Origin of the sequence: Agromyces atrinae (assembly GCF_013407835.1) — a bacterium.
Lineage (GTDB): Bacteria > Actinomycetota > Actinomycetes > Actinomycetales > Microbacteriaceae > Agromyces > Agromyces atrinae.
On the sequence record NZ_JACCBI010000001.1, the window covers coordinates 2,842,561 to 2,862,986 of the forward strand.

Below are 20,426 nucleotides of genomic sequence, written 5' to 3' on the forward strand. Positions count from 1 at the left end.
GGGGAGGGTTGTCGGGGTGTGTGGGCGGGGCTAGCCTCGTCGCAGGTCGCCGAGGGTGCGACGCGGGAGGCTCGCATGGGCTCACTCATCTACTCCATGATCACGTCGCTCGACGGGTACGCGATCGGCCCCGACGGAAGCTCGGAGTTCCTCGACGTCGACCAGGAGGCGCACGACTTCTTCGCCCAGCAGATGACCTCGTTCGGCACCTTCCTCTACGGCCGCCGCATGTACGAGACCATGCTGTTCTGGGAGACCGCGCACCTCGATCCCGACTACCCGCCGTTCATCGCCGACTTCGCCCGGGCATGGCAGGCGATCGACAAGGTCGTGTATTCGAGAACCCTCGAGGATGTCGCGAGCGAACGCACCCGCATCGAGAGGTCGTTCGAGCCCGAGGAGGTGCGCGCATTCGTGACCGCATCCGATCTCGACGTCACGATCGATGGGCCGGAACTCGCCGCGCAGGCGATTCGCGCCGGAATCGTCGACGAGTTCCAGCCGATCGTCGGGCCGGTCGTCGCGGGCGGCGGCACCCCGTTCTTCCCGGCGGGCACGACCCTCGCGCTCGAATTGCTCAACGAGTACCGCTTCGCCTCGGGCGGGGTGTGGCTGCGTTATCGGCCGACGCGGACCTGACTACGACCCCGTGCGCTCGAGATCGCTCGAGATCGCGGCGGCCGTCTCGACGAGCGCGGGCACGAACTCGTCGCGCAGGCGCTCGAGCGTCGTCGTCGCCGTCGAGGTCGAGACGTTGATCGCCCCGACGACGGAGCCCGCGCGGCGGAGCGGCGCGGCGGCCGAGCGCAGCCCGACCTCGAGCTCCTGGTCGACGATGCACCAGCCCTGAGTGCCCGCGTCGGCGACGGCGCGTCGCACCGCGTCACGGTCGATCTGAGGGGAGTGCTCGATTGCGGCATCCGTCTCGGCGGGCGGAAGGGCGGCGAGCAGCACGCGCCCCATCGACGTCGTCACGGCGGGGAACCGCGTGCCGATCGTGATGCCGACGGCCATGATGCGCCGCACGGGAACGCGCGCGACGTAGACGATGTCGTCGCCGTCGAGCACCGAGGCCGACGTCGATTCGCCGAGCCTCTGTGAGAGGCGTTCGAGGTGCGGGCGCGCGACGTCGGGCAGCGAGAGCGCCGAGAGGTAGCTGAAGCCGAGGCGCAGCACGTGCGGGGTCAGCGAGAACAGTCGGCCGTCGGTCTGCATGTAGCCGAGGGTCGTGAGGGTGAGGAGGAAGCGCCGGGCACTCGCGCGCGTGAGGCCCGTCGCCTGCGCGACATCGCTCAGCGTCATCTCGGGCCGTTCGGCCGAGAACGCCGTGATGACGTCGAGACCGCGGGCGAGCGACTGGATGAACTCGCTGCTCGGCTCGGTCTGCACGGAGCCAGGCTACCGCTCGAGCACGACGGCGAGGCCCTGCCCGACGCCGATGCACACCGCGACGAGGGCGACGCCGCCGCCTCGGCGGGCGAGTTCGTGGGCGGCCCGCGCGATCACGCGGCCCCCCGAAGCGCCGAGCGGATGACCGATGGCGATCGCCCCTCCGTGAACATTGACGATCGACGGGTCGAGGTCGGGCCACGACCGCAGGCACGCGAGGCTCTGGGCGGCGAACGCCTCGTTCAACTCGACGAGGTCGACGTCGGCCCACGTGCGCCCGGCCCGAGCGAGCGCACGTTCGGCGGCCTCGACGGGGCCGAGGCCGAAGATGTCGGGGTCGAGTGCGGCGACGCCGCGACCCGTGATGCGCGCGAGCGGTTCGGCGGCGAGGCCCGCGCGCTCGCTGCCGATGAGCACCATCGACGCGCCGTCGTTGAGCGGTGACGCGTTGCCCGCGGTGATCGTGCCGTTCGGCCGGAACGCGGGGCGGAGACCGGCGAGCGCTTGCATCGACGTATCGGCGCGCACGCCCTCGTCGCGATCGAGGTCGACACCCGCGACGGGCACGATCTCATTGGCGAAGACGCCCTCGTTCCAGGCATCCGCCGCGCGTCGGTGGCTCCGCACCGCGAACTCGTCCTGCTCGTCACGCGTCAGTCCGAAGCGTTCGGCGAGGCGCTCGTTCGATTCGCCGAGCGAGATCGTCCAGTCCTTCGGCATCCGTTCGTTGACGAGGCGCCAGCCGAGGGTCGTCGAATGCAGGGTCTCGTTGCCCGCCGGGAACCCGCGCGTCGGCTTCGCGAGCACCCAGGGCGCCCGGCTCATCGACTCGACGCCGCCCGCGACGACGAGGTCGGCATCGCCCGATTCGACGGCGCGCGCCGCCCCGATGACGGCCTCGAGGCTCGACCCGCAGAGGCGGTTGACGGTGACACCCGGCACGGATGTCGGCAGGCCCGCCAGAAGAACGGCCATGCGTGCGACGTCGCGATTGTCTTCGCCCGCCTGGTTCGCGCACCCGAGCACGACGTCGTCGATGCGCGCGGGATCGAGGTCGGGGTGGCGCTCGAGCAGCGCGGAGAGCGTGCCCGCGGCGAGGTCGTCGGGGCGCACCTCGGCGAGGGCTTTGCCGTAGCGACCGAAGGGCGTGCGGACGGCGTCGTAGACGTAGGCGGCGGTCATCGGTTCTCCTCGGAGGTCGTGTCGGCGGCGCTCGTCGCATCGCTCAGTCGGAGGCCGGTCAGCTCGGCGAGCGAGTCGACGGTCGCGTCGCCGAACAGTTCGGTGACCGCGAAGCCGTCGGCGGTCACGTCGAAGATCGCCCGGTCGGTGTAGACGCGGGCGACGCACGCGCGGCCCGTGAGCGGATAGCTGCACGCCGCGACGAGCTTCGACGTGCCGTCGCGGGTCAGCAGATCGGTCATGACGAAGACCTGCTTGGCGCCGATCGCGAGATCCATCGCGCCGCCGACCGCGGGGATCGCGTCGTCGCCGCCCGTGTGCCAGTTCGCGAGGTCGCCGGTCTCCGAGACCTGGAAGGCGCCGAGCACGCAGATGTCGAGGTGCCCGCCGCGCATCATGCCGAACGAGTCGGCGTGGTGGAAGTACGCGGCCCCGGGCAGCTCGGTCACGGGTTGTTTGCCGGCGTTGATGAGGTCGGGATCGACGTGGTCGGCATCGGGCTCGGGGCCCATGCCGAGCATGCCGTTCTCGGTGTGCAGGATGACCTCGCGGTCGCCGAGATGATTGGCGACGAGGGTCGGTGCGCCGATGCCGAGATTGACGTATGCCCCGTCGGGAATGTCGGCGGCGATGCGGGCCGCGAGCTGGCCACGGTCGAGTCCGGTGCTCATGCCGCGCTCCCGTCGCGCAGCCATTCGCGGGTGCCGACGGCGACGACGTGATCGACGAAGATTCCCGGTGTGACGACCGTCTCGGGGTCGAGCGCGCCGACGTCGACGATCTCATCGACCTGAGCGATCGTCGTCGTCGCGGCGGCCGCCATGATCGGCCCGAAGTTGCGTGAGGTCTTGCGGTAGACGAGGTTGCCGAGGCGGTCGCCGCGGAGCGCGCTCACGAGGGCGACGTCGGCGGCGAGGGGAGTCTCGAAGAGGTACTCGTGCCCGTCGATCACGCGCGTCTCGCGGCCCTCGGCGAGCAGGGTGCCGACCCCCGTCGGTGTGTAGAAGCCGCCGATGCCGGCCCCGGCGGCACGAATCCGCTCGGCGAGGTTGCCCTGCGGAACGAGCTCGAGCTCGATCTCGCCGGCGCGGTACAGCCGGTCGAAGACCCACGAGTCCGACTGGCGCGGGAACGAGCAGACGATGCGCCGCACGCGCCCCGCATCGAGGAGGGCGGCGAGGCCCGTGTCGCCGTTGCCGGCGTTGTTGTTGACGACGGTGAGGTCGGTCGCGCCGTGGGCCAGCAGGGCGTCGATGAGTTCGACGGGCTGACCGGCGCGGCCGAAACCGCTGATCATGACGGTGTCGCCGTCGCGGATGCCGGCCACCGCCGTCTCGGTGTCTGCGCTGAGCTTCGAGATCATGTCACTCCATGTTCGCTATACGAACGTTCGTGCGCTCAGCGTACACCCGCCCACGTCATCCGTCACCCCGCTCGCGCGGCCGCGCACGCAATTCACCCGTCTCGGCGTCACGACACGCTGGGTAAGCGCGCGCATCCCAGCGTGTCGTGACGCCGAAACGAAAAGAAGCGAGCGTCAACGCAGGAGGGGGAAGGCGGCGGAGGGGGTCGGGAGAGCGGCGGCGGCGAGGGCGGATGCCACGGCCGGGGCCTCCTCGGCGACCATGCCGGCCGTCACGCGCACGTGGTCGGCGCCGCGCGCCGAGTCGCCCGCGACGAACGGCGCACCGGGCGCGACGCGGATGCCGGCGGCGGCGAGCTGCACGAGGGCCGACCGCTCGTCGGCGACGGGCAGCCACAGGTTGATGCCGTCGGCGCGCGGCAGTGTCACGCCGAACCCGGCGAGCGCGTCACGCAGCGACCGCTGGCGCGAGTCGTACTGGCGCCGCGCCTCGGCGACCTCGTCGAGCGACGATCCGTCGGTGAGCAGTTCGAAGAGGATGCCCTGGGTCATGCGACTCGTCCAGCCGGGGCCGAGCATGCGGCGCGCGACGACACGATCGACGAGGTGCCCCGGCCCGCCGAGGGCCGCGATGCGAAGATCGGGTCCGTGCGACTTCGAGAAGCTCTGCACGTGCAGCACGCGGTCGGGCAGCCAGCGCCCGAGGCTCACGTCGGGCGACGTCGAGATCGCGCCCGAGTGGTCGTCCTCGATGATCACGAGATCGTCGGCGTCGCGGCTCGTCGAGATGACACGCGCGAGCTCTTCGGCGCGTTCGGGCGTCATCGATGCGCCCGTCGGGTTCTGCGCGCGCGGCTGCAGCAGAAGCGCGGTCGGCTTCAGTCGCAGGGCGGCCTGCAGATCGCCGGGCAGGATGCCGTCGGCATCGAGCCCGACGGGAACGCGTTCGAGACCGAGCGTCTCAAGCAGGTCGAAGAACGGCGGGAACGCGGGCGACTCGACGATGACCCGGTCGCCGAAGCGCGCGACGGCTTCGAGGCTCCGGCTCACGGCATCCATCGCCCCATCGACGACCGTGAGCGATTCGGATGCCGCGGGCCAGCGCTCCTGCAGCACCCGACCGAGCTCGGGGAGCACGGGGGCCTCGTGGTAGCTCGTCGTCTCGGCGCGAGCCGAGACGCGACCGAGGGCGCGCGTGAGCGACGGGAGGAGCGACGGGTCGGGGGCGCCGCGCGAGAGGTCGAGACGCGCGGGTTCACCGTGCCCGGCGAGCCAGAGGGTGCGCGGCGGCAGCCATTCGCGGCGTTCGGCGCTCACGAAACTGCCCGCCCGTCCGCGGGAGGTGATGAGGCCTGCGCGCGACAGCGCCTGCCAGGACTGGCTGACGGTCGCGGGGCTCACGCCGAGTGCCGAGGCCGCTTCGCGGACGGTCGGCAGGCGGTCGCCGGGGGCGAGTTCGCCCGTCGAGATGAGGCGCGCCAGGTAGCCCGCGATCGCGTCGGGGCTTCTCTCGGTCAACTGCTCGAACATCGGCTCTCAGCCTTCCCGACTCTTGCCAACCCGACCCGATAGCAACAAGATGATTAACGCGTGTGTCACAGAGTGAAACAAAAAAGAAATGTTCACGCCGAACAATAACAGAACGGACGACGAAGTCCTGTTCGGCTCCCGCCGGTCGTGACGGCACCACCGCCACTGCCGGCCGCTGATCAAGACAGATCGAGTCAAGGAGGCACTAGGCATGGCAAACGAAGGTTCGAACATCGTCCGAGCGGCGATCACCCAGACGACCTGGACGGGCGACAAAGAGTCCATGATCGTGAAGCACGAGCAGTTCGCGCGGGATGCGAAGGAGCAGGGCGCGCAGATCATCTGCTTCCAGGAGCTGTTCTACGGCCCTTACTTCGGCATCACCGAAGACCCGAAGTACTACGACTACGCCGAACCGGCCGACGGCCCCATCGTGCAGCGCTTCGCCGCGCTTGCGAAGGAGCTCGACATGGTCATGGTGCTGCCGATCTATGAAGAGGAGCAGCCGGGCGTCTACTACAACACCGCCGTCGTGGTCGACTCCGACGGAACGATCCTCGGCTCGTACCGCAAGCACCACATCCCGAACCTCGACCGGTTCTGGGAGAAGTTCTACTTCCGCCCCGGCAACCTCGGCTACCCGGTCTTCAAGACCGCCGTCGGTCCGATCGGCGTCTACATCTGCTACGACCGGCACTTCCCCGAGGGATGGCGCGAGCTCGGCCTCAACGGTGCGCAGATCGTGTTCAACCCGAATGCGACGAAGCCCGGCCTCTCGAACCGCCTGTGGGAGATCGAGCAGCCCGCAGCGGCAGCCGCGAACGGCTACTTCGTCGCCGCGGCGAACCGCGTCGGCCGCGAAGACAACGAGTACGGCGACCTCGCCGTCGACTTCTACGGATCGAGCCAGTTCGTCGACCCGCGCGGCAACATCATCGGCGAGTACGGCTCGCAGACCGAGGAGGAGATCGTCGTGCGCGACCTCGACCTCGACCTCATCCGCGAGGTGCGCAACAACTGGCAGTTCTACCGCGACCGCCGGCCCGAGTCGTACACCTCGATCCCGAAGCCGTAAGGAGGCTCCCCATGGCCACCACACTCATCACCGGCGGTACCGTCGTGAGCGCGACGGGCCGGAGCCGGGCCGACGTGCTCCTCGACGGGGAGCGCATCGCGGCCCTCATCGAGCCGGGCAGCGTGCTGCTCGGAACCGACCTCGCCTCGTCGGTCGACACGGTCGTCGATGCGACGGGCAAGTACGTCATCCCCGGCGGCATCGACGCCCACACCCACATGGAGCTGCCCTTCGGTGGCACCGCGGCGAGCGACACGTTCGAGACGGGCACCCGGGCCGCGGCCCACGGCGGCACGACCTCGATCATCGACTTCGCCGTGCAGAAGTACGGCGAACGCATTCAGGACGGCCTCGCGGCGTGGCACGAGAAGGCCGCGGGCGAGTGCGCGATCGACTACGGCTTCCACCAGATCATCGGTGGCGTCGACGCCGACGCGCTCGCCGCGATGCCGGGTCTCATCGACGAGGGCATCTCGAGTTTCAAGCTCTTCATGGCCTACCCGGGCGTCTTCTACTCGGATGACGCGCAGATCCTCCGCGCCATGCAGGTCGCTCGCGACACGGGCCTGCTCACGATGATGCACGCCGAGAACGGCCCCGTCATCGACGTGCTCGCCGAGCAGCTCGTCGCCGAGGGCAAGACCGATCCCTACTTCCACGGCATCGCCCGTGCGTGGGAGATGGAGGAGGAGGCGACGCACCGAGCGATCATGCTCGCGAAGCTCACGGGAGCCCCGCTCTACGTCGTGCACGTGAGCGCGAAGCAGGCCGTCGAACAGCTCGCCACGGCGAGGGATGCCGGTCAGAACGTCTTCGGAGAGACCTGCCCGCAGTACCTCTACCTGAGCCTCGAAGAGCAGCTCGGTGCGAAGAGCGCCGAATGGGGTGCCTTCGAGGGGGCGAAGTGGGTGTGCTCGACGCCGCTCCGGTCGCACGAGCACGGTCACCAGGACGCGATGTGGCAGGCCCTTCGCACGAACGACGTGCAGATGGTCTCGACCGACCACTGCCCGTTCTGCATGAAGGGTCAGAAAGACCTCGGGCTCGGCGACTTCCGCAAGATCCCGAACGGCATCGGCTCGGTCGAGCACCGCATGGACCTCATGTACCAGGGCGTCGTGACGGGGCAGCTGACCCTCGAACGCTGGGTCGAGCTCACCTCGACGACTCCGGCACGCATGTTCGGTCTCGCCGGCCGGAAGGGCGTCATCGCCCCGGGCGCCGACGCGGACGTCGTCGTCTACGACCCGAACGGCCACACGACGATCGGCATGCCGGTCGACGCCGAGGGCAATCCGACGGGTCGCGTGCACCACATGAACATGGACCACTCGGCGTGGGAGGGCTTCGAGGTCGACGGTCGCGTCGACACCGTGATCTCCCGCGGGCGCATCGTCGTCGACGGCGGCGAGTACCTCGGGCGGAAGGGCGACGGCCGCTTCCTCAAGCGCGAGCTCTCGCAGTACCTCACCTGACTCTGAACGACTGACTCAGAAACGGATACAGCATGGAATTCGGTGCCGTCCTTCAGACCAACCCTCCCGCTTCGCGCACGGTGCACCTTGCCAAGCTCGCCGAGCAGTACGGCTTCAGCCACGTGTGGACGTTCGACTCGCACCTGCTCTGGCAGGAGCCGTACGTCATCTACTCGCAGATCCTCGCCGAGACGCGGAAGGTGAAGGTCGGCCCGTTCGTCACGAACCCCGCGACGCGCGACTGGACGGTCACGGCCTCCGTGTTCGCGACGCTCAACGAGATGTACGGCAACCGCACGGTCGTCGGCATCGGCCGCGGCGACTCGGCGGTGCGCGTCACGAACGGCAAGCCGACGACTCTCAAGGAGCTGCGCGAGTCGATCCACGTCATCCGCGAGCTCGGCAACTCGCGCGAGGTCGAGTACAACGGCTCGACCCTGCGCTTCCCGTGGTCGGTCGGGTCGGAGCTCGAGGTGTGGGTCGCGGCCTACGGACCGCTCGCGCTCAAGCTCACGGGCGAGGTCGGCGACGGCTTCATCCTGCAGCTCGCCGACATCGACATCGCGAAGTGGATGATCGCGACCGTCCGGGATGCCGCGGAGAAGGCCGGCCGCGACCCCGACTCGATCACGTTCTGCGTGGCTGCTCCCATGTACATCGGCGATTCCTCCGACCCGGCGATGCTCGCGCACATGCGCGACCAGTGCCGCTGGTTCGGCGGGATGGTCGGCAACCACGTCGCCGACATCGTCGCGAAGTACGGCACATCGGGTGCGGTGCCGCAGGCGCTCACCGACTACATCGCGGGCCGCGAGGGCTACGACTACAACTCGCACGGCAAGACGGGCAACGACCACGTCGACTTCGTGCCCGACGAGATCGTCGACCGCTTCTGCATCATCGGCACGGCCGAGGAGCACATCAGGAAGCTCGAAGAGCTCAAGGCCATCGGGGTCGACCAGTTTGCGGGCTACCTGCAGCACGACAACAAGGAAGAGACGCTCCGCGTCTACGGCGAGACCGTCATCCCGGCGCTCTCCGATCGGTACGTGGCCAAGTCGTGACGGCGAGCGGCGGATGACGGCGATGAGGGCCCGCACGGCGCGGGCCTGGTTGTGGGGCGTCGCGGGCATCATCGTGCTCGCGATCCTCTGGGAGGGCTACAAGTGGCTCGGCCCCGCCGACGGGGTCGTCATCGGCGGCGCCCGGGTGCTGCCCCGCACGAGCGACCTCGCGATGCCGCACGTGTGGGACATGGCGGGTCGCCTCTTCGAGAACGTCACGCGGGCCGAGACATCGGGTCCGCTCTGGCTCGCGGTCGCGTCGGCGGCCCTCGTGACGCTCGGCATCGCGGCGGTCGGGTGGCTCGTCGGAGTCGTCGTCGGCATCGGGCTCTCGCTCGTGATGCTGCGCTGGCGCATCGCCGAGTGGGGCCTCCTGCCCTGGATCGTGCTGAGCCAGACGGTGCCGCTCATCGCCTTCGCGCCCGTCGTGAAGAGCTGGGGGTCGCGCGTTGTCATCGGGTCGTTCGAGTGGCAGGACTGGATGTCGGTCGCCCTCATCGCGTCGTACCTCGCGTTCTTCCCCATCGCGATCGGAGCGCTCCGCGGGCTCCAGTCGCCCGACACGATCCACCTCGAGCTCATGCACACCTACGGCATCGGCTGGTGGAAGACCCTCGGTCGGCTCCGCTTCCCGGCATCCGTTCCCTATCTCCTGCCCGCGCTGCGGCTCGGTGCGGCGAACGCCGTCATCGGCGCCGTCGTCGCCGAGGTCTCGACGGGCCTGCAGGGCGGCATCGGACGCATCCTCATCCAGTACGCCGGCCAGGCGTCGGGCGACCCCGCGAAGGCGTGGGGCCCGATCTTCGGAGCCATCGTGCTCGGCCTCGTGGCCGCCGGATCGGTCGCGCTGCTCGGCGTGATCCTCAAGAACTACCGACGAGTGGAGGTGGGCACATGAGCGACACCCTCTCGGCGCCCGCGGTGACCGTGGCCGGAGTCGACAAGACGTTCGAGACGCGCGAGGGCCTCGTGCACGCGCTCGAGGCGATCGACCTCGAGGTGAAGGCGGGCGAGTTCGTCTCGCTCATCGGCCCCTCGGGCTGCGGCAAGTCGACGCTCATGCGTCTCATCGCCGACCTCGATCAGCCGACGGCCGGCACCGTCTCGGTGTTCGGCAAGACGGCCAAGCAGGCGCGTCTCGACCAGGACTACGGCATCGCGTTCCAGCAGGCCGGGCTCTTGCCGTGGCGCACCGTCGCACAGAACGTCGGCCTCCCGCTCGAACTGCACGGCGTCGCCGGGCGCGCGGCGCGCGTCGCCGAACTGCTCGACATGGTCGGCCTCACCGACTTCGCCGGCCGGTACCCCGACCAGCTCTCGGGCGGCATGCAGCAGCGCGTCGCCATCGCGCGCTCGCTCGCCGAGAAGCCGAGCCTCCTCCTCATGGACGAGCCGTTCGGCGCCCTCGACGAGATGACGCGCGAACGCATGCAGACCGAGCTCGTGCGCATCTGCGCCGAGACGGGTGCCGCCGTCGTCTTCGTCACCCACTCGATCCCCGAGGCCGTGTACCTCTCCGACCGCGTCGTCGTCATGTCGCCGCGGCCGGGGCGCATCCGCGAGATCGTGCCCATGCGCCTCGACCAGACGCAGGACCGCACCGATGCGCTGCGTGAGGACACCTCCTACTTCGAGATGATCACGGCCGTGCGCGAAGCGCTGCACGGCGGGGCGCCGACGACGCGCGGAGTGGAGACCCGCTGATGAGCGCCGTCACCGTTCGCGCGCGCAGCGGCCCGCGCGACCTGCGCTGGCTGCAGGTCGTCGCGCCCCTCGCCGTCGGCGTCATCGTGCTCGGCGCGTGGCAGTTCCTCGTCTCGGTCGTCGGGGTCTCCGAGTACCTGCTGCCGAGCCCGGCCTCGATCGCCGAGCAGTTCGTCGCGTTCTTCCCGTCGATCGTGCAGGCGTCGGGAATCACGGGGCTCAACGCCCTCATCGGCCTCGTCGGGGGTTCGCTCATCGGTGTGCTGCTCGCCGCGCTCGCGTCGCGGTGGTCGCCGATCGACGGCATGACGGCTCCCGTGGTCGCGTCGCTCGCCGTCATCCCCATCGTCGCCCTCGCCCCCGTGCTCAACACGATGTTCGGCGCCGACAGCCAGTTCAGCCGCCAGTTCATCGCGGGTCTCGCGTCGTTCGTGCCCGTCTTCCTCAACACCCTGCGCGGGTTCCGGCAGACGCGGGCCGTGCACCGCGACCTCATGACCGCGTACGCCGCGAGCTCGGGTCAGGTGCTCCGCACCGTGACCCTGCCGACCGCGCGGCCCTTCATCTTCACCGGCATCCGCATCGCCTCGTCCCTCGCCGTGATCTCCGCACTCGTCGCTGAGTACTTCGGAGGTCCGCGCGGCGGGCTCGGCGGTCTCATCTCGACGTCGGCGGCCTCGAGCGCGTATGCGCGCGCGTGGGCCTACGTCGTCGCCTCCATCGTGCTCGGTCTGCTCTTCTACGTCGCGACGCTCGCCCTCGAGCGCCTCGCGACCCGGCACGGTTCCCCCTCCTAAACCAGCACCACTCACAGCACGGAAGGAACGCACATGAGACACAGCAGAATGCGGTTCGCCACTCTCGGGGCCGTCGCGGCCTCGGCGGCACTCATCCTCTCGGCCTGCAGCGCACCCGCCGATGGCACCGACGACGCCTCGGGCGGCGGCGGCGACGAGCTGACCTCGGTCAAGCTCCAGCTCCAGTGGCTCCCGCAGGGACAGTTCGCCGGGTACTTCGCTGCCGTCGACCAGGGCTTCTTCGAAGAAGAGGGCCTCGACGTCGAGATCATCCCGTCGGGCGGCGACATCGTGCCGCAGGACGCCCTCGCCAACGGCGACGTCGACTACGCGATCGCCTGGGTGCCGAAGGTGCTCGGTTCGATCGAAGCCGGCGCGAACCTCACCAACATCGCGCAGATCTTCCAGCGCTCGGGCACGCTCCAGGTCAGCTGGGCCGACTCGGGCATCGACTCGGTCGCCGACTTCGAGGGCAAGAAGATCGGCTCGTGGGGCTTCGGCAACGAGTGGGAGATCTTCGCGGCCATGGCCGCCGAGGGCCTCGACTCGTCGACCGTCGAGATCATCACGCAGGACTTCAACATGAACGCGTTCCTGCAGGGCGACATCGACGCGGCACAGGCGATGACCTACAACGAGTACGCGCAGCTGCTCGAAGCGGTCGACCCCGACACGGGCGAGCTCTACACCGAGGATGACTTCAACGTCATCAGCTACCAGGACACGGTCGGAGCCATGCTCCAGGACGCGATCTGGGCCGACACCGAGCGCCTCGAGAGCGACGAGGCCTACCAGGAGACGACGGTCAAGTTCTTGAAGGCCGTCATCAAGGGCTGGATCTTCGCCGCGGACGACCCGCAGGCGGCATCCGACATCACGATCGCCGCCGGCAGCGGGTGGGGCCCGAGCCACGAGCTGTGGATGGTCAACGAGACCAACAAGCTCATCTGGCCGGCTCCCGACGGCATCGGCGTGATCGACGAGGCCGCGTGGAACCAGACCGTCGAGGGTGCGCTCTCGGCCGTCAACGAGACCGGCGCTTCCCCCATCACGGAAGAGCCCCCGGCCTCGGCCTGGTCGAACGAGTGGATCCAGAAGGCACTCGACGAGTTGACCGCCGACGGCGTCGACGTCACCGGTGAGGGCTTCGCCCCCATCGACGTCGAACTGGTCGAGGGCGGCAACTAAGCTCCCGGGCGGGTGGATGCCCCGCGGCATCCACCCGTCGACCCTCTGCAGCAGGAAAGGCAGCACACCATGACCGACACGAACGCCGAGCTCGACGATCGCGCCCGGCAGCTCGACCGCGAGCACGTCTTCCACTCGTGGTCGGCGCAAGCGGGCCTCGCCCCGCTCGTCATCGCGAGCGGCCGCGGCTCTCGCGTGTGGGACCACGCGGGCAACACCTACCTCGACTTCTCGAGCCAGCTCGTCAACACGAACATCGGCCACCAGCATCCCTCGGTGATCTCGGCGATCACCGAGCAGGCGCAGATCCTCACGACCGTCGCCCCGGCCGCCGCGAACCTCACGCGCGGCGAGGCCGCCCGCCGCATCGTGCGGCGCGCCCCGAGCCGGCACAACAAGGTCTTCTTCACCAACGGCGGTGCGGATGCCAACGAGAACGCCATCCGCATGGCGCGCCTCCACACGGGCCGCGACACCGTGCTCTCGACGTACCGTTCGTACCACGGCAACACCGGCGCCGCCGTCGTCGCCACGGGTGACTGGCGCCGCGTGCCGAACGAGTACGCCCGCGGCCACGTGCACTTCTTCGGGCCCTACCTCTACCGTTCCGAGTTCTGGGCGACGACGCCCGAGCAGGAGTCGGAGCGCGCCCTGCGACACCTCGAGCGCGTCATCCAGAGCGAGGGCGCCTCGAGCATCGCGGCGATCCTCCTCGAGACGATCCCCGGCACCGCCGGTGTGCTCGTGCCGCCGCCCGGGTACCTCGCGGGCGTGCGTGCGCTCGCCGACCGCTACGGAATCGTGCTCATCCTCGACGAGGTCATGGCCGGCTTCGGCCGCACCGGGCGCTGGTTCGCGTTCGACGGCTACGACGTCGAACCCGACCTCATCACCTTCGCGAAGGGCGTCAACTCGGGGTACGTGCCCGCGGGCGGTGTCATCATCAGCGACGAGATCGCGGCCGACTTCGACGAGACCGTCTTCCCCGGCGGTCTCACCTACAGCGGTCATCCGCTCGCCATGGCCGCCATCGTCGGAACGCTCGACGCCATGGACGCCGAGGGCATCGTCGAGAACGCGGCCACGATCGGTCGCGACCACCTCGCGCCCGGCCTCGCGGCGCTCGCCGAGAAGCACTCGATCATCGGCGAGGTACGAGGCGAGGGCGTCTTCTGGGCGCTCGAGCTCGTCGCCGACCGCGACTCGCGCGAGCCCGTCTCGGGCGCCGTCGTCGGTCGCCTCAAGAAGGAGCTGCTCGCACGCGGGCTGCTGCCGTTCACCGCCGACAACCGCATCCACGTCGTGCCGCCCGCGATCGTCACCGCCGACGAGGTCGCCGAAGCACTCACCACCTATGACGAGGTCTTCAGCCTCGATCTCTCTTGAGAGGACACACCATGACCACCGTGCTCGACCACTGGATCTCCGGAGCGGACTACGCGGGCGAGAGCTCCCGCACCGCACCCGTCTACGACCCCGCCCGCGGAATCGTGCAGAAGGAGGTGCGCCTCGGCAGCGTCGCCGACGTCGATGCCGCCGTCGCTGCGGCGCGCGCCGCGTTCCCCGCGTGGGCCGACGCCTCGCTCGCGAAGCGCCAGGGTGTGCTCTTCAACTTCCGCGAACTGCTCAACGCGCGCCGCGGCGAGCTCGCCGAGATCCTCACCGCCGAGCACGGCAAGGTCTTGTCGGATGCCGGTGGCGAGATCGCTCGCGGACTCGAGGTCGTCGAGTTCGCCTGCGGCATCACGCACCTGCTGAAGGGCGACTACTCCGAGAACGTCTCGACCGGGGTCGACGTCTACACGCTCACGCAGCCGCTCGGAGTCGTCGGCATCATCAGCCCGTTCAACTTCCCCGCCATGGTGCCGCTGTGGTTCTTCCCGCTCGCGATCGCCGCGGGCAACACCGTCGTGTTGAAGCCGTCGGAGAAGGACCCCTCGGCGGCGAACTGGATGGCCGCCCTCATGAAGGAGGCCGGCCTGCCCGACGGCGTGCTGAACGTCGTGCACGGCGACAAGGAGGCCGTCGACGCGCTGCTCGAGCACGACGACGTCGCCTCGATCTCGTTCGTCGGCTCGACCCCCATCGCGCAGTACATCTACGAGACCGCGTCGAAGCACGGCAAGCGGGTGCAGGCGCTCGGCGGCGCGAAGAACCATATGCTCGTGCTGCCCGACGCCGACCTCGACCTCGTCGCCGACTCGGCCGTCAACGCGGGCTTCGGCTCGGCGGGCGAGCGCTGCATGGCGATCTCGGTCGTGCTCGCGGTCGACTCGATCGCCGACGAGCTCGTCGCGAAGATCTCGGAGCGCATGGCGACCCTGAAGACGGGTGACGGTCGCCGCTCGTGCGACATGGGCCCGCTCATCACCGAGGCGCATCGCGACAAGGTCGCCGGGTACATCGACGTCGCGGCCGCCGACGGTGCGACGGTCGTCGTCGACGGGCGTGACGGCGAATTCGACGGCGAGGCCGACGGGTTCTGGCTCGGCCCGACCCTCATCGACAATGTGCCGACGTCGTCGACCGTCTACACCGACGAGATCTTCGGACCGGTGCTCTCGATCGTGCGCGTGTCGGGCTACGAGGAGGGCCTCAACATCATCAACACGGGCACGTACGGCAACGGCACGGCGATCTTCACGAACGACGGCGGCGCCGCGCGGCGCTTCCAGCGCGAGGTCGAGGTCGGCATGATCGGCGTCAACGTGCCGATCCCCGTGCCCGTCGCGTACCACTCGTTCGGCGGCTGGAAGGCCTCGCTCTTCGGCGACGCGAAGGCGTACGGCCCGCACGGTCTGCGCTTCTTCACGCGCGAGAAGGCGGTCACGAGCCGCTGGCTCGACCCGAGCCACGGCGGCCTTAACCTCGGCTTCCCCGAGCACGACTGACCCCCTTCCCCTCCCTGCTTTCCGTCTCGGCGTCACGACACGCTGGCTCAACCCGTTTTAGCCAGCGTGTCGTGACCCCCAAACCCTGATGTCTCGGCGTCACGGATGTGCTGCTCAGAGTGCGCGAGCAGCACATTCGTGACGCCGAGACCGAGGGTGCGGGGGAGCGTCAGACGACGGCCAGGCCGAGGGCGGGCGCGACGACCGTGGCGACGAGCTCGAGGGAGCGGAGTGTCTCGGCGTGCGGCGGGTCGACCGAGTGAACCTGCACCGCGACATCCGTGGCGAATGCCAGCACCGTGTCGGCCGCGAGCCGCTCGATCACGTCATCCGCGGTTCCGACGTTCGTGTCGAGGGCGGCGAGCAGGTCGTCGAGGTCGTCGCTCGGCAGGTCGTGCCCCGACGCGCGGAAGCGATCGGCCGCGCGACGCAGCCCGCGGTCGGCGCGCGAGCGGGCGAGGTCGCGGTCGTCGGCCGCGAACACGGTGCGCGAGGCGAGGATGCGCGGCCGGGCTCCGGCCGGAAGCGCCGCGAGATATGCGTCGACGATGGGCTGCTGCAGTTCGGAGAGAGTCGCGTGCGGCGCCTCCGCGGGGCGCGGCTGCGTGCGCGACAGCATGAGTCCGTCGCCCGCAGCGCCGGCCCGTCGCCCGCCCTCGGCCGAGAACGTCGCCTGCCAGATGCGCGCGTCGAGGCCCGGTGCGGCGGGGTAGAGCCGGTTGCCGCTGCCCGCGAGGTCGTCGCCGCGCAGCGCACCGCGCAGGGTCGCGAGGTGCTCGGCGAAGATCGCGCGCCGGTCGTCGCTCGCGCGAGAGAACGCGGCGAAGGATGACGGTGTGCCGCCCGATCCCACCCCGAGCTCGAGTCGCCCGTCGCTCAGCGCGTCGAGCACGGCGGCGTCTTCGGCGGTGCGCACGGGGTCTTCGAGGGGCAGCGTCACGATCCCGGTCGCGAGGCGGATGCGGTTCGTGCGCGCGGCGACGGATGACAGGAAGACGAACGGAGACGGCAGCCCGCCCTCATCGGCCGAGAAGTGGTGCTGCGCGACCCAGGCCGAGTGGATCCCGAGCGACTCGGCGTGCTCGATCTGCTCGGACGCGAGTCGGTATCGTTCGCCGGCGGGCGCGTCGTCGAGCAGGCGCGTGAAGAATCCGAGTCGCGGTCGCTCCGTCATCCGCCCACCCTACGCACCCGGTCTCGGCGTCACGAATGGGCTGTTCGAGCGGCGTGAAGAGCGCAAACGTGACGCCGAGACGGGAGGGTCAGGTGGCGTAGGCGCGCTCGACGCGTGCGGCGTGGGCGACGAGGATGTCGAGCACGGTGCGCACCGCGAGGCGCTCGGCGACGTCGGGCCGCACGAGCGCGACGACCTCGCGCCGCGAATCGAGGCCGCGCATGGGCTTCAGCACGATGCCCTCGGTGAGCGCGTTCGTCGTGAAGCGCGGCAGGAACGCGATGCCGAGCCCCGCGAGGATGAACGCCTCGATGATGCGCATGTCGCTCAGCCGTTGTGCGATGTCGATGCGCCGCCCGGCCTGCTGTTCGAGCTCGTGCAGCACGCGTTCGAAGGGGAACCCGGGCGGCACGCCGATCCACGTCTCGTCGACGACGTCGCTCGCCGTGAGGTAGCTGCGCTCAGCCAGCCGGTGCCCCACGGGCAGGCCGACGTCGAGCGGTTCGACCATGAGCGGCACGACGCGCAGGCCCCGGCCGCCCCACGGGCGCAGCCCCGGCATGGTGTGCGCGAGCACGATGTCGTAGTCGCTCGCGAGGTCGGGGAACTCGGCGAGCTCGGGGTCGAGGTCGGTGCAGGTCACGACGAGTCCGTCGATGCGCGCCGTGTCCTGCAGCACTCCGGGCATGAGCATCTGGCCGGCCGTCGGGAAGGTGAGCACCGACACCTCGCCGCTGGGGTGGTTGCGGAATTCATCCCACAGAGCGGATGCCCGTTCGAGCGCCACGGCGACCTCGGTCGCACTCCGGGCGAGCGCCTGCCCTGCCGACGTGAGCACGATGCCGCGCCCCGAGCGTTCGGTGAGCGGCATGCCGGCCTCGCGCTCGAGGATCTTGAGCTGCTGCGAGACAGCCGACGGCGTGCGGTGCGTTGCCCGCGCGACGGCCGTGATGCTGCCGCGTTCGGCGAGTTCGCGCAGCAGGTCGAGTCGACGGACGTCCATGTAGCCAGCCTAACAAGTCATTGAAGAATCATTCGATTGTGCTAACGAAAGACGGGTGGTGGAATGAAGACATCGAATACGAGCAATGGGGCTGCGGTCGATACCAGACTCCCTCGAAAGGCTCATCATGATCGTTCTCTTCTCCGTCCTCGCCGCCGCATCCGTCGCGGCCGTCGTCTCGACCATCGTCGTCACCGCCCGTGACGGTTATGGCGCTCAGAAGACCCGCTCGTACACGAGCGTCATCTGACCCACCGACTGCAGCCGATCATCTCGGCTGGCACGAAGAGAGCCGCTGAACCGGGGAGGGACACCCGGAACAGCGGCTCTGTTCGTTAACCCGCGCCCGCGGCATCCACCCCGTGCGAATTGCCACGAACGCCCCGTCCGCCGCCTCCGGCACGGTGCATTCGTGGCATCTCGCCGAGGGGACGGCCGGAAGAATCTCTCGACACGGGCCCGCGCGCGGGTCTACCGTGAGCGCAGGCGGCGCCGATCAGCCGGCGCTCGGAGCGAGGGGGCTTCGATGTCTCACGTGGTGGCGACCGGTGCGGGCAAGGTCATGATGGATCGGAGGACCGATCCGACGCACGACTACATCCTCGGTCTGACCGGCAAGGAGCGCCCGCGCGTGCTCTTCGTCGGCACGGCGACGGGCGACGACCCCGCGTACATCCTCAGCTTCTACACGACGTACCACTCCGACCGGTGCGCGCCGCATCACCTTCCCCTCTTCCATCGCGCCGTCGACGACCTCGCGGGGTTCGTGCGCGGCTTCGACGTCATCCACGTGGGCGGCGGCAACACGGCCAACATGCTCGACGTGTGGCGCCGGCAGGGCCTCGACGACATCATGCGCGAGCTGTGGGAGGACGAGTCGTCGAACGTCGTCTTCACGGGCGGCTCGGCGGGCGGCATCTGCTGGTTCGAGGGCGGCACGACCGACAGCTTCGGCCCGACGCTCCTGGTGCTGCCCGACGGCCTCGGGTTCCTGCCCGGAAGCTTCAGCCCGCACTACGACGCCGAGGACCAACGGCAGCCGATCTACCACGCGGCCCTGAAGTCGGGGGAGCTCGGCCCGGGCTACGCCGTCGGCAACCTGCAGTCGGTGCACTTCCACGGAGGCAAGTTCGTCACGGCGATCAGCCCCGTCGAGGACGCCCTGGCCCTGACGGTGAAAGCGGTCGACGGCGAGATCGTCGAGACCCCGCTGCCCGTGACCGTGCTCGCGGGGAGCTGACATGGACGTCGTCGCGCTCGTCGCACAACTGCTCGTCGTCATCGCGGCGATCTTCATGGGCACCCGCACGAGCGGGATCGGCCTCGGCGTCTGGGGCCTCGTCGGCGTCGCCGTGCTCGTGTTCGGATTCCGCGTCGCCCCGGGCAACGCCCCCGTCGACGCCGTCTTCATCGTCATCACGGTCATCACCGCGGCATCCGTCATGCAGGCGGCGGGCGGCATCGACTGGATGGTGTCGGTCGCGGCGAAGGTCATCACGCGGCGGCCGAAGAGCGTCGTGTTCCTCGCCCCCGCGATGTCGTTCCTCTTCACCGTCGGTGCCGGCACCGGCAACATCTTCTACCCGCTGCTGCCGGTCATCTACGACGTGTCGTACCAGCAGCGCATCCGCCCCGAGCGGGCGCTCTCGGTCTCGGCTGTCGCGTCGCAGGTCGGCATCCTCTGCAGTCCCGTCTCTGCGGCGACGGCGTCGATGATCGTGCTCATCGGACCCGAGGGCGTCGACCTCGGCCAGCTGCTCCTCATCATGTGGCCGGCCTCGATCGTCGGCCTCGGCCTCGCCGCGCTCGTCATGCTGAAGCACGGCAAGGAGCTCGACGACGATCCTGAGTTCCAGCGCCGCGTCGCCGAGCACCTCGTGAAGCCGCCCGTCGAGGTCGCGTCGACCAAGGAGCTGCCGAAGACGGCGGTGCGCTCGGCGTCGATCTTCCTCATCGGCGTCGGCGTGATCGTGCTCTTCGGCCTCTTCGAGGGCCTCCGCCCGGTGGTCGGAACGGATGACGCGGGCGAGCCGATCCGCGTCTCGGTGACGATCATCATCGAGGTCATCATGGGTGTCATCGCCGCGCTCATCTTCGTGACGTGCAAGGTCAAGGCGCCCGACGTCCCGAAGCAGTCGACGTTCCCCGCGGGCATCGTCGGAGCCATCGCCCTCTTCGGTATCGCGTGGCTCGCGAACACGTTCGTCGCGGCGAACCAGGAGCTCATCGTCTCGGGCCTCGGCGCACTCGTGTCGGGTTCGTCGGCGTTCTGGGGTGCCCTGCTCTTCGCCCTCGCGCTCGCCGCGGTCGCGATGCTGACGACGAGCCAGTCGAGCGCGACGAACGCGATCGTGCCGATCGGCCTCGCGATCGGGCTTCCCGCGCCCCTCATCGCGGGACTCTGGCCGAGCGCGATGGGCATGTACATTCTCCCGGCGAACGGCAGCCAGGTGGCGACCGTCGCCTTCGACCAGACGGGATCGACGAAGATGGGCCGCTTCGTCTTCGACCACTCGTTCCAGCTGCCGAACCTCGTCTACATGGGCGCCGCGATCATCGTGGGCGTGCTGCTCTCGTTCGTCGTACTGTAG

Annotated in this window: 20 protein-coding genes; 13 read left to right on the forward strand and 7 right to left on the reverse strand. The window is 69.5% G+C overall.

Annotated elements, in window-relative coordinates; genetic code table 11:
* The first annotated feature begins 75 nt into the window (after positions 1–75).
* Positions 76–639, forward strand: a complete 564-nt coding sequence (locus tag BJ972_RS13290) for a dihydrofolate reductase family protein (protein WP_129172002.1) — start codon at positions 76–78, stop codon at positions 637–639.
* Here the strand turns inward: BJ972_RS13290 and BJ972_RS13295 are convergent, their stop codons facing one another.
* From BJ972_RS13295 to BJ972_RS13315, 5 genes are all read right to left on the reverse strand, one after another.
* Entirely contained in the window at positions 640–1,389 is a 750-nt protein-coding gene (locus BJ972_RS13295) for an IclR family transcriptional regulator domain-containing protein (protein WP_129172001.1), read from the reverse strand.
* A 9-nt stretch (positions 1,390–1,398) separates the two neighbouring features.
* A complete protein-coding gene (locus BJ972_RS13300) occupies positions 1,399–2,571 on the reverse strand; it encodes a thiolase family protein (protein ID WP_129172000.1) in 1,173 nt (390 codons plus the stop codon).
* A complete protein-coding gene (locus BJ972_RS13305; RefSeq protein WP_129171999.1) occupies positions 2,568–3,242 on the reverse strand; it encodes a 3-oxoacid CoA-transferase subunit B in 675 nt (224 codons plus the stop codon). Before BJ972_RS13305 ends, BJ972_RS13300 begins: the two co-directional genes overlap by 4 nt.
* Positions 3,239–3,934, reverse strand: coding sequence for a 3-oxoacid CoA-transferase subunit A (locus BJ972_RS13310; protein WP_129171998.1), 696 nt, complete (start codon positions 3,932–3,934; stop codon positions 3,239–3,241). Before BJ972_RS13310 ends, BJ972_RS13305 begins: the two co-directional genes overlap by 4 nt.
* Positions 3,935–4,108: 174 nt before the next feature.
* Positions 4,109–5,464, reverse strand: a complete 1,356-nt coding sequence (locus BJ972_RS13315; RefSeq protein ID WP_129171997.1) for an aminotransferase-like domain-containing protein — start codon at positions 5,462–5,464, stop codon at positions 4,109–4,111.
* A 211-nt stretch (positions 5,465–5,675) separates the two neighbouring features.
* Between BJ972_RS13315 and BJ972_RS13320 the strand changes: the two genes are divergently transcribed.
* The 9 genes from BJ972_RS13320 (at position 5,676) to BJ972_RS13360 (ending at position 15,658) form a co-directional block, all read left to right on the forward strand.
* Entirely contained in the window at positions 5,676–6,539 is an 864-nt protein-coding gene (locus BJ972_RS13320) for a nitrilase-related carbon-nitrogen hydrolase (protein ID WP_129171996.1), read from the forward strand.
* Between the two features lie 11 nt (positions 6,540–6,550).
* Positions 6,551–8,014: a dihydropyrimidinase gene (gene hydA, locus BJ972_RS13325; protein WP_129171995.1), complete on the forward strand. Its 1,464-nt coding sequence runs from the start codon at positions 6,551–6,553 to the stop codon at positions 8,012–8,014.
* A 32-nt stretch (positions 8,015–8,046) separates the two neighbouring features.
* Complete coding sequence (locus tag BJ972_RS13330; RefSeq protein WP_129171994.1) at positions 8,047–9,078, forward strand: TIGR03842 family LLM class F420-dependent oxidoreductase; 1,032 nt, start codon at positions 8,047–8,049, stop codon at positions 9,076–9,078.
* Positions 9,079–9,100: 22 nt separating this feature from the next.
* Positions 9,101–9,976, forward strand: coding sequence for an ABC transporter permease (locus BJ972_RS13335; protein WP_241830661.1), 876 nt, complete (start codon positions 9,101–9,103; stop codon positions 9,974–9,976).
* Entirely contained in the window at positions 9,973–10,782 is an 810-nt protein-coding gene (locus tag BJ972_RS13340) for an ABC transporter ATP-binding protein (protein ID WP_129171992.1), read from the forward strand. The genes BJ972_RS13335 and BJ972_RS13340 overlap by 4 nt, the downstream gene beginning before the upstream one ends.
* On the forward strand, positions 10,782–11,579 hold the full coding sequence (locus BJ972_RS13345) for an ABC transporter permease (protein ID WP_129171991.1): 798 nt from the start codon (positions 10,782–10,784) through the stop codon (positions 11,577–11,579). Before BJ972_RS13340 ends, BJ972_RS13345 begins: the two co-directional genes overlap by 1 nt.
* 33 nt (positions 11,580–11,612) lie before the next feature.
* Positions 11,613–12,767 (forward strand): ABC transporter substrate-binding protein, encoded by a 1,155-nt coding sequence (locus BJ972_RS13350; RefSeq protein ID WP_129171990.1) that lies wholly within the window; start codon positions 11,613–11,615, stop codon positions 12,765–12,767.
* Positions 12,768–12,836: 69 nt separating this feature from the next.
* Complete coding sequence (locus tag BJ972_RS13355) at positions 12,837–14,153, forward strand: aspartate aminotransferase family protein (RefSeq protein WP_129171989.1); 1,317 nt, start codon at positions 12,837–12,839, stop codon at positions 14,151–14,153.
* Between the two features lie 11 nt (positions 14,154–14,164).
* The gene (locus BJ972_RS13360) at positions 14,165–15,658 is read left to right on the forward strand and encodes a CoA-acylating methylmalonate-semialdehyde dehydrogenase (protein WP_129171988.1); all 1,494 of its coding nucleotides are present in this window, start codon (positions 14,165–14,167) and stop codon (positions 15,656–15,658) included.
* A 169-nt stretch (positions 15,659–15,827) separates the two neighbouring features.
* On the opposite strand, the gene BJ972_RS13365 is transcribed toward BJ972_RS13360, so the two are convergent.
* A complete protein-coding gene (locus BJ972_RS13365; RefSeq protein WP_129171987.1) occupies positions 15,828–16,832 on the reverse strand; it encodes a putative FMN-dependent luciferase-like monooxygenase in 1,005 nt (334 codons plus the stop codon).
* 88 nt (positions 16,833–16,920) lie between these two features.
* Positions 16,921–17,835 carry a LysR family transcriptional regulator gene (locus BJ972_RS13370; RefSeq protein WP_129171986.1) on the reverse strand — a complete coding sequence of 305 codons (915 nt, stop codon included), beginning with the start codon at positions 17,833–17,835 and terminating at the stop codon, positions 16,921–16,923.
* A gap of 127 nt (positions 17,836–17,962) precedes the next feature.
* Between BJ972_RS13370 and BJ972_RS17390 the strand changes: the two genes are divergently transcribed.
* The 3 genes from BJ972_RS17390 to BJ972_RS13380 all read left to right on the forward strand — a co-directional run bounded on the left by BJ972_RS17390 (position 17,963) and on the right by BJ972_RS13380 (position 20,426).
* Positions 17,963–18,085: a hypothetical protein gene (locus BJ972_RS17390; protein ID WP_257022743.1), complete on the forward strand. Its 123-nt coding sequence runs from the start codon at positions 17,963–17,965 to the stop codon at positions 18,083–18,085.
* A gap of 276 nt (positions 18,086–18,361) precedes the next feature.
* On the forward strand, positions 18,362–19,075 hold the full coding sequence (locus BJ972_RS13375) for a Type 1 glutamine amidotransferase-like domain-containing protein (RefSeq protein ID WP_129171985.1): 714 nt from the start codon (positions 18,362–18,364) through the stop codon (positions 19,073–19,075).
* A gap of 1 nt (position 19,076) precedes the next feature.
* Positions 19,077–20,426, forward strand: a complete 1,350-nt coding sequence (locus tag BJ972_RS13380; RefSeq protein WP_129171984.1) for an anaerobic C4-dicarboxylate transporter family protein — start codon at positions 19,077–19,079, stop codon at positions 20,424–20,426.